This window comes from Desulfovibrio sp., from assembly GCF_014803725.1.
In the GTDB taxonomy this organism is placed as follows: domain Bacteria; phylum Desulfobacterota; class Desulfovibrionia; order Desulfovibrionales; family Desulfovibrionaceae; genus Desulfovibrio.
In genome coordinates, this window is record NZ_JAAVBE010000033.1 from 1 (window position 1) to 13,160 (window position 13,160).

The 13,160-nt window shown below is 67.8% G+C and carries 11 protein-coding genes; 5 read left to right on the forward strand and 6 right to left on the reverse strand.

The features are described 5' to 3' along the window. The 4 genes from HDR50_RS11405 to HDR50_RS11420 all read left to right on the forward strand — a co-directional run. Positions 1 to 505: response regulator (locus tag HDR50_RS11405; protein ID WP_291358319.1), on the forward strand; the 505-nt coding region annotated here is incomplete at its 5' end. Beyond that, positions 502 to 1,824, forward strand: coding sequence for an extracellular solute-binding protein (locus HDR50_RS11410; RefSeq protein WP_291358320.1), 1,323 nt, complete (start codon positions 502 to 504; stop codon positions 1,822 to 1,824). The genes HDR50_RS11405 and HDR50_RS11410, both read left to right, overlap by 4 nt. A 44-nt stretch (positions 1,825 to 1,868) precedes the next feature. Next, positions 1,869 to 2,351 (forward strand): cupin domain-containing protein, encoded by a 483-nt coding sequence (locus HDR50_RS11415; RefSeq protein ID WP_291358321.1) that lies wholly within the window; start codon positions 1,869 to 1,871, stop codon positions 2,349 to 2,351. A 12-nt stretch (positions 2,352 to 2,363) separates the two neighbouring features. Continuing rightward, positions 2,364 to 3,077, forward strand: coding sequence for a carboxymuconolactone decarboxylase family protein (locus tag HDR50_RS11420; protein WP_291358323.1), 714 nt, complete (start codon positions 2,364 to 2,366; stop codon positions 3,075 to 3,077). 50 nt (positions 3,078 to 3,127) lie between these two features. Here the strand turns inward: HDR50_RS11420 and HDR50_RS11425 are convergent, their stop codons facing one another. The 5 genes from HDR50_RS11425 to zraS form a co-directional block, all read right to left on the reverse strand. Further along, a complete protein-coding gene (locus tag HDR50_RS11425; protein ID WP_291358325.1) occupies positions 3,128 to 6,268 on the reverse strand; it encodes an ATP-binding protein in 3,141 nt (1,046 codons plus the stop codon). A gap of 284 nt (positions 6,269 to 6,552) precedes the next feature. Next, complete coding sequence (locus HDR50_RS11430; protein WP_291358327.1) at positions 6,553 to 7,065, reverse strand: GTP cyclohydrolase; 513 nt, start codon at positions 7,063 to 7,065, stop codon at positions 6,553 to 6,555. A gap of 104 nt (positions 7,066 to 7,169) precedes the next feature. After that, positions 7,170 to 8,237 carry a LacI family DNA-binding transcriptional regulator gene (locus tag HDR50_RS11435; RefSeq protein ID WP_291358328.1) on the reverse strand — a complete coding sequence of 356 codons (1,068 nt, stop codon included), beginning with the start codon at positions 8,235 to 8,237 and terminating at the stop codon, positions 7,170 to 7,172. 21 nt (positions 8,238 to 8,258) lie between these two features. Continuing rightward, entirely contained in the window at positions 8,259 to 9,629 is a 1,371-nt protein-coding gene (locus tag HDR50_RS11440) for a sigma-54 dependent transcriptional regulator (RefSeq protein ID WP_291358329.1), read from the reverse strand. Positions 9,630 to 9,742: 113 nt separating this feature from the next. Continuing rightward, positions 9,743 to 11,344: a two-component system sensor histidine kinase ZraS gene (gene zraS, locus HDR50_RS11445; protein WP_291358330.1), complete on the reverse strand. Its 1,602-nt coding sequence runs from the start codon at positions 11,342 to 11,344 to the stop codon at positions 9,743 to 9,745. Between the two features lie 191 nt (positions 11,345 to 11,535). Here zraS and HDR50_RS11450 point away from each other — a divergent pair, with 191 nt between their 5' ends. Continuing rightward, positions 11,536 to 12,081: a hypothetical protein gene (locus tag HDR50_RS11450; RefSeq protein ID WP_291358331.1), complete on the forward strand. Its 546-nt coding sequence runs from the start codon at positions 11,536 to 11,538 to the stop codon at positions 12,079 to 12,081. A gap of 867 nt (positions 12,082 to 12,948) precedes the next feature. Here HDR50_RS11450 and HDR50_RS11455 read toward each other — a convergent pair. Continuing rightward, the coding region (locus HDR50_RS11455; RefSeq protein WP_291358332.1) for a hypothetical protein at positions 12,949 to 13,160 on the reverse strand (212 nt) is incomplete at its 5' end.

The following is a 13,160-nucleotide window of genomic DNA, read 5'->3' on the forward strand; positions in this document are numbered from 1 at the left end:
CGCGCCAGCGGCAGCCCCCGCCGCCACTCCGGCGACGCCGGGCACGGCGAGCCCGCAGGCCCCCGCCACGCCGGCCGCGCCCGAGCCGCCGCGCAAGGGCCGCATCCTGCTCGCCGAGGATGCGGAATTCAACGCCGAATTTCTCATGGAAGTGCTGGCCGACGCGGGCTTTTCCGTGGTGCACGCCAAAAACGGCGAGGAGGCGGTGGAGATCTTCCGCGCGTCCGCCGAGGACGAGTTCGCGGTCATCCTCATGGACATGCAGATGCCGGTCATGGACGGCTGCGAGGCCACCGCGGCCATCCGCGCCCTCAAGAGGCCGGACGCGGAGACCGTGACCATCTACGCCTGCACGGCCAACAGCTTCAAGGAGGACATGGACAAGGCCATGGCCAGCGGCATGGACGACTTTCTCACCAAGCCCATCGACATCAAGGTCTTTTTGCAGAAGATGGCCGCCATCAACTGCGCGCCCGGGAGGCCCGCGGCGAAGGGGCGCCCGTGAGCCGCCGCCCCGCGCACGCCGCGCTCGCCGCCCTGCTGCTCGGGGTCCTGCTGGCCGGCTGCGGTTCCGAGCCATCCACGCCCGAGCCGCTGGTCATCATGACGCCCGCACAGACCATGAACACGGTGAGCAACCCGCATATCCGCGACACCACTTCCTTCCTCAAGCAGGCGTCCGCGGCCTTTGCGAAGCAGCGCGCCGGGGCGCCCGTGCAGCCGGAGGTCAAGACCTTCAACCATGTGGACGAGATGCAGGCCGTCACCGGCAGCCTCGGCACGGCCCAGGCGCCGGACATCCTTTTCGGGGCGTTTTTCAATCTTATCGGCTATATCGACATGGGCCGCGCCGTGCCGCTGGACGATGTGCTCGACCCGGCCCTCAGGGCCGATCTCGACCCGCAGGCGCTGGACACCGCAAGCCGCGAGGGGCGCGTTTATCTTTTGCCCTTCCTGAGCATGCAGAACATCCTCATCTACAACAAGGAGCTCTTCCGGCGCTGCGGCCTCGAGGACTATATCGGCACGGGCCGCGAGATACAGGACTGGAGCCTCCCCCAGTGGCAGCACATCCTCGACACGCTCGCTGCAAAACTTCCGCACGGCATCTACCCGCTGGCCCTGTTCGCCAAGAACAACGACGGCGACACGCACATCCTCACCTATTTGCGTGCTTTCGGGGGCACCATCTTCGACAGCGACGGCAATTTCGACTTTCAGGCGCCCGAGACGGTGAAGGCGCTGGCGTGGCTTCAGGAGGGCGTGCGCCGCGGCTGGTTCCCGCCGCATCCCGAGAACCTGGAGATGAAGGACTGCGCCGCGCTCTTCGCCAACGGGCAGCTCGCCATCTTCATGTTCAGCAACGTCAACCGGGCGCTCGCCCCGCATCTGGACGAGTACGGTTTCGTGAACTATCCGGGCACGGTGGCCACGGCCTTTTACATCGGCTTCGCCGTGTTCGACAACGGCGACCCGGCCCGGGTCAAGGCGGCCAAGGATTTTCTGGCCTATCTCTACAGCCATGACGAATGGCGCGACCTCTCGGCCGGCAATATCCCGGCAAGCAAGCGCAGCCTCGCCCGCTACCGCGACCGCATCGCGCTGATCGACGAATTTGAGCGCAATGCCGTGAACGTGGTCAACTTCACCAACAAAAGCCCCAACTGGCAGGGCCGGCGCGACTCGTTCCGCAGCGTGTTCTGGCCCAATATCAACAAGCTGCTGGCGCTCAGGATCACGCCGGAACAGTGCGCCGCCGACCTCGACCGCGCCTGCAACGCCGCGCTGGAACGGGGGCGCAAGGAGCTGAGGCTGCATCCGTAGGCGCTCGGCTCTCCGCCGTACGAACCTGAAAAAGGGAGGGAAAAATGCTGAAATCCCTGCTAATCGCGCTCGCGCTGGGCGCGCTGCTGGCCGTGGTGCCCGTGAGCGGGCAGGCCCAGGAGGGATATACGGTCATCAAGAACGGCGAGATCCCTTCCCACGTGGGCAAGGGCGACACCTTCACCGGCACGGTGCGCCGCGAACATTTTTTCCGGCCCACGGAGGACGCGCCCTACGGCGTCTCGCTCGTCACCTTCGACCCGGGCGCGCGCACCTACTGGCACACGCACCCTCTGGGGCAGCGGCTCATCGTCACCGAAGGCTCGGGCCTCACGGGCACGGCCGACGGCAAGGTGTGGGAGATCAAGGCCGGGGACGTGGTCTGGTGCCCGGCGGGCGTGAAGCACTGGCACGGCGCCTCGCCCACCACGGCCATGCAGCACCTGGCCATCCACGGCATGAAGGACGGCAAGATGGTGGACTGGATGGAAGAGGTCACGGACGAGCAGTATGCCGGCAAAAAGTAGGCGGGAACACGCATGAAAAAGCTCTTTCTTCTCCTCGCCGCAGGGGCGCTCTTCCTGTCGCTCGCGGGGGGCGCCACCGCCGGGCAGCTTGACGCGCGCCGCGCAGCCATCGTCCCCATTGCCGCCCATACCGCGTCGGGCGACCAGGCGGCGCTCGCGCAGGCGCTGGAGGCCGGGCTGGAGAGCGGCCTTAACGTCAACGACATCAAGGAAGTCCTCATCCAGCTCTATGCCTATTGCGGCTTCCCCCGCAGCCTCGACGGGCTCAACACCTTCATGGCCGTTGTGGAAAAGCGCAGGCAGGCAGGCAAGGAGGACGCCGAGGGGGAGGCGCCGAGGGAGCTCCCCGCCGGCGCGGACCGGAACGCCATCGGCACGGCCACGCAGACGGCCCTGCTCGGCCGGCCGGCCAACGCGCCCGTCTATGAGTTCGCGCCGGCCATTGACGCGTTTTTAAAGGAGCACCTGTTTTGCGACATCTTCAGTCGCGGCGTCCTGACCGAGCAGGAACGGGAGCTCGCCACCGTGGCCGCGCTGGCGGCGCTCCCCGCGGTGAACCAGTTGCGCGCGCATCTCGGCTTTGCCCTCAACACCGGCCTCACGCCGGAGCAACTGGACGAGGCCGTGGTCATCCTCACGGAAAAGGGCGGCGAGGCGCCGGGCATGCTGGCGCGCGCGACGCTTGAGAAGGTACTGGCCGGGCGCGGGAAGAAAGGGGCGAAGTAGGGTAAAGCGATGCGGGGCCGCGAGCGGCCGCCCGCCGGGGGCCCGGCTGCTCACTCCGGGCTGTCCTGCCCGAGCAGCCGCGCCAGCGTCCCGAACAGGACGTTGAAGTCGATGGGCTTGGCGATGTGGCCGTTCATGCCGCGGCGCAGGGCCTCCTGCTTGTCTTCCTCGAAAGAATTGGCCGTCATGGCGATGATGGGCACCGAGGCCCGGGCCGGATCCTCCAGGGCGCGGATGGCCTGGGTGGCGCCGTAGCCGTCCAGCACGGGCATCTGCACGTCCATGAGCACCACGTCATACGTTCCCGCCGGGGCGGCCGCCAGCATTTCCACGGCCTCGCGGCCGTTGGCGGCCACGTCCACCGTATAGCCGGCGTCCGTCAGGAACTCCACGGCGATCTCCTGGTTCATGGGATTGTCTTCGGCGAGCAAAAGGCGCCCGGGCCGCGGCGCGCGCGGCACCGCATGGGCCCCGTCCCCGGCGCCGGCCCCCCTCGCCGCCTCGAGCAGCGCGCGCACATCCCCCCAGAACACGGGTTTGCCGAGCCATGCGTCCACGCCTTCTTCCGGCGTGTCGGGCATGTCCGGGTGCACCCCGGCCCAGTTGTCGCGCATGAGCGCCGTGAAGGGGCGCGCCTCGCCGCCGGCCGCGGCAATGCGCCGGGCGAGTTCGGCCGCGCCGCCCGGAAAATGGCTGCTCACAAGGCACAGGTCATAGCCGCCCGGGCTTTCCAGAAGCGCCAGCGCCTCGGCCACGGTGGTGGCGAGATGCGCCTCCACGCCGCGGTCGGGGAGCATACGCAGGAAGCGCGCGCCGTCCGCCGGGTCGGGCTCGGCCACGAGCACGCGCGCCGTGGCGCCACCGGGGAGGCCGTGCTCCGCCGCATCCTCGGGCAGACGGAAGCTGACGCGGAACACGAATTCCGTGCCCACGCCAAGGGCGCTCGTGACCTCGATGTGGCCGCCCATCATGTCCACAAGGTTTTTCGTTATCGCCATGCCGAGGCCGGTACCCTCGGTGCCGGCCACGGTGGAGGTCTGCGCGCGCTCGAAGGGCTCGAAGATGCGCGCGAGAAAGTCCTCGCTCATGCCGATGCCGTTGTCGCGGATGCGGAACTCATAGGCCGCGCGCCCCGGTTCCGGGCATGCCGTCTCGCGCACGAGCATGCCGATGGCGCCGCCGCGGTCCGTATACTTGACCGAGTTGCTGAGCAGGTTGAGCAAAATCTGGTTCAGGCGCAATTTGTCGCAGAGCACGCGCTCGTCGCGCAGGCCCTCCACCTCGAGGGTGAGGGTCTGCTCCCTGGCGGTGGCCGTGGGCTGCACGATGTTCCAGATCTCGCGCAGGATGACGGGCAGCTCCTGCGGCTTTTCCTCCAGCTCGATCTTGCCGCTCTCGATATAGCTCATGTCGAGGATGTCGTTGATCAGGCTGATGAGGTGGTTGCCCGAGGCGAGGATCTTCTGCAGGTAGCCCTCCACCTGGCCGCGCCGCCCGAGATGGGTGAGCGCCAGTGAGGTATAGCCCACCACGGCGTTCATGGGCGTGCGGATGTCGTGCGACATGTTGGAGAGGAAGAGGCTCTTGGCGCGGCTGGCCTTCTTCGCCTGCTTGAGGGCCTGGGCGAGCTGGCTTTTCTGCTCCATCTCGCGGCGGGTGCGCGCGTCCACGCTCTGGAGGCCCACCACCACGCCGAAGTCTTCGTCGGGCGCGCCCACGCGCACGGCCTTGAGCTGGAAATAGAGGATGTCCGCGCCATTGAGCGCCCGGTAATTGTGATAGACCGTCTCCCGCTCCGCCAGGGCCGCGCGGAGCGCCGCCGGCGAGCAGCTTTTGCGCAGGGCCTCGCGGTCATCGGGGTGGACGCAGGTGAGGACATAGGTCTCCACCTTTTCCATGAAGGGCGCGTCGCCGGCGAAGATCTCGCCGAGGCGCCTGTCCGGGGCGCCGGCGAGCTGGAGCACGCGCCCGTCGTCCGAGCCCGCGTCAAGCACGCACACGAGCTGGTAATCCGCGCTGAGCGCGCGCACGAGGCGCCGCTGGCGGCGTTCCTTCTCGTGCTGCTCGCGCTCCTCGGCCAGTTTCTGCGCCGTGCAGTCGAGAAGGAAGCGTTGGCAGACGAGCTCGCCGTCCTTCTCCACCAGGCGGGCGCTCCCCATGATGTGCACGGTGCGGCCGTCCCGGTGCAGGACGCGGTATTCGTAATTGGTGCTGTCACCCGCGTTTTTGAGCTGGCCGATGGCCGCGCGCAGCTTGTCCTTGTCCTCCTCGGCCACGGTGCTCGCCACCATCTGGAAGCCGTGGGATTGCAGGTCCTCGCGCGAGCTGAAGTCGAGCAGCTCGAGGGCCGCGCGGTTGATGCTGATGACGCGGCCGCCGTCCAGCGAGTGACAGAGGATGCCGCAATCCATGCTGGTGAACAGGGCTTCCAGGGCGGCGTTGTCCTGCAGGATGCGCTCCCGGTAGCGGCGCTCGCGGGTCACGTCCACGGCGATGCCCATGGTGCCCATGACCGAGCCGTCCACATTGTGGAGCGGCGACTTGTAGACCGTGAGCAGCCGCTCGCCCGCGCCCGTGCGGATGGCCTCCTCGGAAACGTGGATGCCGCCCTCTGCCATGACGATGCGCTCGGACTCGACGCAGGCCGGGTCGTCGCGCTCCACGTCCCACACGGCGGCGTGCTCCCGGCCCTCTATCTGCGCCTTCGTCTTGCCCGCGGCCCGGCAGAAACTGGTGTTGACGCGCTCGTGCAGGCCGTCCTTCGTCTTGAACCAGATCATGTGCGGGCTCGTCTCGAGCACGGCCTCGAGGAACTGCCGCGCCTGCCACAAGTCCTTGCCCTCCCTGAAGCGCTCCTGCCAGCGGCCGAAGCGGAAGCGCAGCTCGGCCTCGTCCATGGGCAGGCGCCAGATGTCCGCGGCGCGCCGGAGCACGGCTTGGGGCACATCGAGACCGCAGGGCGCCAGCACGATGAGCCCGGCCGACGGGTGTTCCCGGCCAAGGGCGAGCACGGCCTCCCAGTCGGGCGCCGTGTCTGCCCCGCCCCGGCTCGTGAGGATGACATCGGCCCCGGCGACGGGCTCAAGGAAAATTTCGTGCGAAAAACCGGGCAGCGGCGCAAGGGCCTCGGCCACGCGGACGACAGGCTCCGGGCAGCCCGCAAGACAGATCCTGATGGTGCAGCTATACATGGAGGCGCTTCCCCGGCTCCGTGCCCCTGGGCCTTGCCCGTGCGGCCAATGCGGGCCTTCGCCCCGCGGCTGTCGGGCGCTCCCGGCGCGAGCCTTGAAAAAGGCGCGATACAACGCGGCAGGTGCGGAAAATCGTACCCTTGGCTATACGGCGATTTGCCCGCTTTTACAAGCCCGGCGCGCTTCGGGCGCGAAAAAACCGCCCCCTCCCCTGCGCTGGTGGGGAGAGGGCGGCCGGGGCCCGAGGGAGGTGTGGGCCCGATCTTGAAAAGTGTGTCGGCGATCTAGGGGGCGCCGTGCCCGCTCCCGCCTTCGCAGACCCGCCACCGGGCGCCAAGCTCGCCGGCCAGGGCCTCGGCCAGTTGCCGCCCGCGCACGCCGTGCACGGCGAACACGGCCCACGGGAGGCTCGCGCAGCTTGCCTGCGCCGCGCGGAACACGCCTGCAAAGGCGGCGTCGCGCCGGGCCTCGTCCTCTATCTGCACGGCAGCGGCGCAGGCCGCGTCCAGCCGGCCCTGGGCCGTCGCCTCGGCCGCCACGGCGGCCAGGCGCTCCGCCTTGACTTCCGGGGCCACGAAGCCGCTGGCCGCGCTCACGATGCGCTCCTTCCAGGGGCGCCCCCCGGGCGCATCGAGGTCGATGGCGAACGCCCGGGCCTTGTCCATGAGCGGCTGCGGCAGCTCTGGCGGCGGGGCCGGCGGCGTGCGCAGGAGCGCGCCCAGCCCCACGAGGACGAGCATGGCCCCGCAAAAGAGCAGGGGCACCTTCCAGCCGGTGGCCTTTTGCCGTGCGCCCATGGTGTTCTCCGATTCCCGCGTCCTGCATACCTGACCGGCACCGGGCCGGGCAAGAAAAAGCCGGTTCGCGCGGCCAGATTTTTATTGAAAAATCATTGAAAATTTTAGAGGGCCCCGGCGGGAGGCGCAGCCGTGGAGGCACGGGGCACGAGCTCGGGCCGGATATGGCGGCGCACGGCCACCTCGGTGGCCTCGCTTTCGCCGGCCATCTTGCGGTAGAGCAGGCGGAAGGCCTCCTGCGCATTCTGCGCCATGGAGTGCTCCACGCTTGTCAGGCTCACGCCCACGAGGTCGGAGGGGAAGTCATTGTCCAGCCCGCAGACGCTGCAATCCCCGGGCACGGAAAGGCCCGCGGCGGCCAGCGCGTCCAGCGCGCCGTAGGCCATCATGTCGTTGATGGCCACGATGGCCGTGAAGGGCTCGCGCGCCTCCTCGAGCACCGCGGCGGTGATTTTGCGGCCGAGGTGCCGCTCGAGCAGGATATTGTCCCTCGCCTGGGCGTGGCTCGCAAAGCTCGTGAACAGCGAGACCTTGCCCCCGGGGCAGAGCTCGGCCCAGGCGTCGCGCAGGCCCTCGAAGCGCCTGACGCGCACCGGGAAGGCCTGGGAGAGCGGGGTCGAGATGCAGATGATGCGCCTGTGCCCGAGGCCGGCCAGGTGGCGCGCCGCGAGAGCCCCGGCCTCCCGGTTGTGCAGCTCCACGAAGTCGGCCGCGCTCTCGCCCTCGCGGTCGGCCATGATGACCATGGGGAGCTGCCGGGCGATGCGCCGCACCAGCGGCCGCGACTGCGGCATCATGGCGAAGATCACCCCGCCCACGTCGGACTCGGCCATGACCCGCAGAAGGCGCGCCTCCTCGGCCGCATTGCCGTAGGTGGTATAGACGAGGACATTGCACTCCATGCCCGCGGCCTCGCTCTGGAGCGCCTGGACCACGGTGGAGTAATAGTAGTTGCGGATGAAGGGGCAGACCACCATGACGGTGCGCCGCGCGAAGAGCGCGCCCCGGCGGCGCGCGGCCGTATAGCCCAGCTCCTGGGCGGCGGCGCGCACGAGGCGCACGGTCTCCTCCGCGAAGGAGACATCCGGGCGCCGCGAGAGGATCATGGAGACCGTGGCCTGCGAAAGCCCGGTCTTGCGGCTCACGTCCGCCAGTGTCACCCGCCGGCTCATGCTTCGGCCGTCGACAACGCGTTAATCCTGCTCAAGGCCGTACTTGCGCAGCTTGTTGTGCAGGGTGGCCCGGGTGATGCCAAGCCGCCGGGCGGCCTCGCTCTTGTTGTCGCCGGTCTGGCGCAGGGTGTCCTCGATGGCGAGGCGCTCCACGTCCTCGAGGGCCATGCCCGCGAGGGAGATGGCGTCCTGCGGCTCCGGGGCCTCTGCGGGCTCGGGCGCGTGGGCCACGGTGTCCGGCAGCTCCGCCGGCGTCACGAGGTCGCCGCAGCAGAGAATGACCGCGCGCTCCACGGCGTTCTCGAGCTCGCGCACATTGCCGGGCCACCGGTAGCGGCGCATGCTGTCCAGCGCCTGCGGCGAGAAGCCCTTGATGCTCTTGCGGTTGCGCTCGGCGAAGCGCTGGAGGAAGTAGGCCGCCAAAAGCGGGATGTCGTCCCCGCGCTGGCGGAGCGCCGGCACCTCGATGGAGATGACATTGAGGCGGAAGAAGAGGTCTTCGCGAAAGCGCTTTTCCTGCGCCTCGCGCAGGAGGTTACGGTTGGTGGCCGCGATGACGCGCACATCCACGGTGATGGGCACGTCCGAACCCACGCGCTGGATCTCGCCCTGCTGGAGCGCCCGGAGGAGCTTCGCCTGGAGCTGGAGCGGCATCTCGCCGATCTCGTCCAGGAAGAGCGTGCCGCCGTTGGCCTGCACGAAGCGGCCCTCGCGGCGCCGGTCCGCGCCCGTGAAGGCGCCCTTTTCATGGCCGAAAAGCTCGGATTCCAGCAGGGTCTCGGTGAGGGCCGCACAGTTCACGGTGACGAGCGGCTTGTCCGCCCGGGCGCTGGAGGAATGCAGGGCGCGCGCCACAAGCTCCTTGCCCGTGCCGGACTCGCCCGTGATGAGCACCGTGGCCTCGGTGGGCGCCACGGTCTCGATGAAGCCGAGCATGCGCTTGAGCGCGTCGCTCCTGCCCACGATGTCCTGGCTCGATGCGGACTCGGTGAGCTGCCGCCTGAGTTCGCGGTTCTCCACGCTGTGCTGCGAACGCTCGATGGCCTGCTCCAGCGTTTCGCGCAGGAGGTCGAAATCGAGCGGCTTGACGAGATAGTCGTAGGCGCCGATGCGCAGGGCGTCCACGGCCGTCTCCACCGAGGAAAACGCGGTCATGAGCACCACCGGGAGCGCCGGATTGTACTCCAGCATGGCCTTGAGCGCGTGGATGCCGTCCATGCGCGCCATGCGCACGTCCGAGAGCACGGCGTCGAAGGCGCGCTCGCGCACGAGGTCCACGGCCTCGTCGCCGTCCGTGGCCTCTTCCACGGTGAAACCCCAGGAGCGCAGCATGGTCTTGAGCATGCTGCGGTGGGCGTCGTCATCATCGACCACAAGAATGGAGCTTGCCAAGCCTTCCTCCTTCATCCCTCTGCGTTGCCCGGGCGCCTTTCCCGAAGCGCCGGGCCAGTCCCCCGCCGGGCCTCCCCCGGGCCGGCAGGGCGTCGAAAAAATCCCGCCCCGGTTCAGCGGCCCCCGTGCTCTTCCTCTGGCGCCAGCGGCAGCCAGATGCGGAAGATGGTCTCGCCGGGCTTGCCCTTGGCGCCGTTTTTGCCGGGCACGGCCTCCCGCGAGGAGACCGAGATCCTGCCGCCGTGCGCCGTGACGAGCTTGTGAACGAGCGGCAGCCCCAGGCCCGTGCCGCTGCCCTTGGTGGTGAAATACGGGTCGAAGATATGGTCCAGCGTGTCCGGCGACATGCCGGTGCCCGTGTCGCGCACCATGAGACAGACGCTGTTCTTGGCGCGGGCGATGGCGATGGTCAGGGTGCCGCCGTCGGGCATGGCGTCCAGCGCGTTGAGGCAGAGGTTGAGCAGGGCCTGCCCCAGGCGCTCCATATCCACATAGACCTTGGGCACCCGGCGCGAGGTGCGGCAGACGATCTCCACATGGCGCTCGGCCGCGGTCTGGCGGATGAGGCGCAGCGCATGGGTCACGATGGCGCCGAGGTCCACCGAGCCCGGCTTCACGTAGCTCGGCCGGGAGAGCCCGAGCAGGTCGGTGATGACGCGGTTGAGGCGGTTGACCTCGCGCACCATGATGGAGGCGGCCTCGCGCTCCTCGCTGCCCTCGCTGAAGCGCTGGCGGAAATAGGTGGCGTAGCCCTTGATGGAGCTTAAGGGGTTGCGCACCTCGTGCGCCACGCCGGCCGCCATGGTGCCGATGGCCGCGAGCTTTTCGCGGCGACGCACTTCCTCCTCGAGCTCGTGCACCTTGCCCTCGGCGCGGTACTGGCGCCGGCGCGACTCGCTGGCGCGCTGCGCGAAGCTCACGGCCAAAAGGCAGAGCAGGCCCATGAGAAAGGTGACGACGCCGAGCGCCGTGGCGTAGCTGCGGTTCTGGCTGCGCGTGATCTCAAAGGGGGCCACGTCCAGCCCGAGGAAGATGGTGGGCAGCGGCAGGTCGGCCGGCCAGTTCTCCCGGCCGAGCAGGAAATGGCGGTAGACCACGAAGACGCGCCGCCCCTCCATGCGCACCATGGTCCAGTGGATCTCGTCCGTGGGGTCGAGCTCGGCCATGCGGTCTTCGTCCATTTCCGCGTCCTGCATGCGCAGGGTCTCGCCTAAGCGCGTGCGCTCGCTGTGGGCCACGATGGTGCCGTCCGGCATGGTCACGGCCACGAACTCGATGTCCGGGCTGCGGGCCATCTCCTCCAGAAGCACCTGGAGGCGCACGGCCGACTCGCCCCGAAGACCCGTGCGCAGCGAGCTCTCAAAGGCCATGATGAGCGAGGAGCCCTTTTCGGCGAGCAGGTCGGCCATGCCCTCCTCGCTGCGCACGATGGAGAGATAGGTCACGAGGGCCACGGCAAAGATGAGGATGAGCGCGGCGCTGCCGAGCATCCAGCCGATGGGCATGCCGAGGGCCGGATTGCGCGGGCGCGCGCCGCCCACGACCAGGCGGGCCGTACCTTTGCCGCCCTTGCCGTCCTTCCCCCCCTTGCGGCCGGACGTGACAGACGGCGCAGACACCTCCGGCGCCCCGGGCGACGCCGCTGTGGCGGCCCAGGCATCCCTGAGACGGCCCTCGCCCGGCGTGCCGGGCGCTGCCTCTTGCTCTGCATTCATGTGTGGAGTATAGCCGGGCGGCCGGCGCCTGTCATCTCCCGGGGGCGCCCCTTTTAACGGAGTTTCTCGCACATTTCTTGCATATCATTTCCTCAATGGTGCCGGACTGCCCGGCCCAGGACTTCGTTTTTCTGTCCCTCTGCAACGCCCCTTTTGCCGTATCCTGCGCATACGCCCTGAAGAATACCGCCATGCCCAAACTCTCCTGTAGTCTCCTGCTCGCGGCCGCCCTGCTGGCCCCGGCCGCCGTGTCCGACGAGGCCGCGGCCCGCGGCGGCACGCCGGCGCGCCACGCCATCCAGAACGAAACAGACGCCCATGACCTCTCCCCGGAACGCGAGGCCCATTACACGCGCTCGGTGCGCCAGTGGCTCGAAACCCTGCCCGAAGGCCAGCGGGAACAGGCGCTGAAGATCCTTCAGGAGGCCCATCCCGATGTCCACGCCCTGCGCGTGCGCATCCGTGAAAAAAAGGCCGAGCTGGAGAGCCTGCGCTTCGACAGCTCGACCCCGCCGGACACCCTGCCGCGCATCGGCCTTGAGCTCCAGATGCTGCGCAGCCAGTTGCGGCAGCGCCTGCTCCATATCAGCGAGGTTTTGCGCACCGAGGTCGGCGTGCCCATGGGGCCGCTCGGCGAGGAAGGCTTCTGGCTCAACCCCTTGACCGACGACCGCCCCCTCCTGCCGCACAAGGGCTCGGGCCTCGCCACGCCGGTGGCCGCTCCGGGCCGGAGCTAGCCGGTCAAACGCCGCGCGTTCTCCCGCACACGTTTTTCCGCCAGGGCGCCCCAAACGGGGCGCCCTGTTTTTTTCACCGCCCGCTCCCTCCCCGGTTCCTTCTTCCCGCGGTTCCTTTTAATGATCCCCCTGCCGGCCTCCCCGACCCTCTGCCCACTTTCTGGACACTTGGATGATATTTTTACAGCCCCTCTGAACAGATGTATAAAAAGCATACATCCGCCCCGGGGTTGGCCCCCTCTGCGGGGGGCGGGAAAATAAAATATCAATATATAACATATGGTTATCTCATAAAACTCATGTTGGCACGCGGGTTGCTATAAGAAAGGGCAAGAGCGCGCCGGAAAGGGGCGCTGGAAAAAACCGAAGAGAGCTTGAAAGAAACCCAAGGTTCTGCAAAGGCCAAGGGCCAAGAACCTGGAAAAGATATACAGCGGATGGCGGAGCATGGGCCCGCATCCCCCCAACACTCTTTGACTCCGCCACCGGCGGTCAACATATAGGCAGACCAGCGAGGCGCGCATGAAGCAAATTTCCGCAGCGTCCTGAGCCCCCATCAGGGACGCCGCGATTTTCACCCCCCAACCTTCCTCCCTTACAGAACACTCTGAAACCCCCATCAGAACATCCTCCCTCCCAAGCGGCCACCGTCCCCCCGGTGGCCGCCCTTTCTTTTAACCATCATTAGTTGGAAATTTGAGGCTGGCCCGCTCTTGGCGGGCCAGCCTCAAATTTCCAACCATACGCGCTTGCGTTTCGCGGAAAGGGCGTGGCCTTTCCGCTCACTATCGCGCGGGCGCCCCTGCCCGGGGCGCCTGGTTACAGCCAACACTCGCAGGCAGCGGGGGCTTGAGAAAATTTCCAACCTTACGCGCCGGCGTTTCGCGGCGGTGCTGTTATACAAAACAGTTGATTGTCCTTCCTTAATTCCGTCTGGAGCGAAGCGAAAGACGGGTGCTGGTGCCGGAAGAATCCTAAAAAATAAGATTTTTCGGGGCTGGCAAGGAAGATAAAAATTTCCGAAGGGAGTGTACTTAAGTACTCGACCGAGGAAATTTTTCTCTGACGCAGCCAGCACC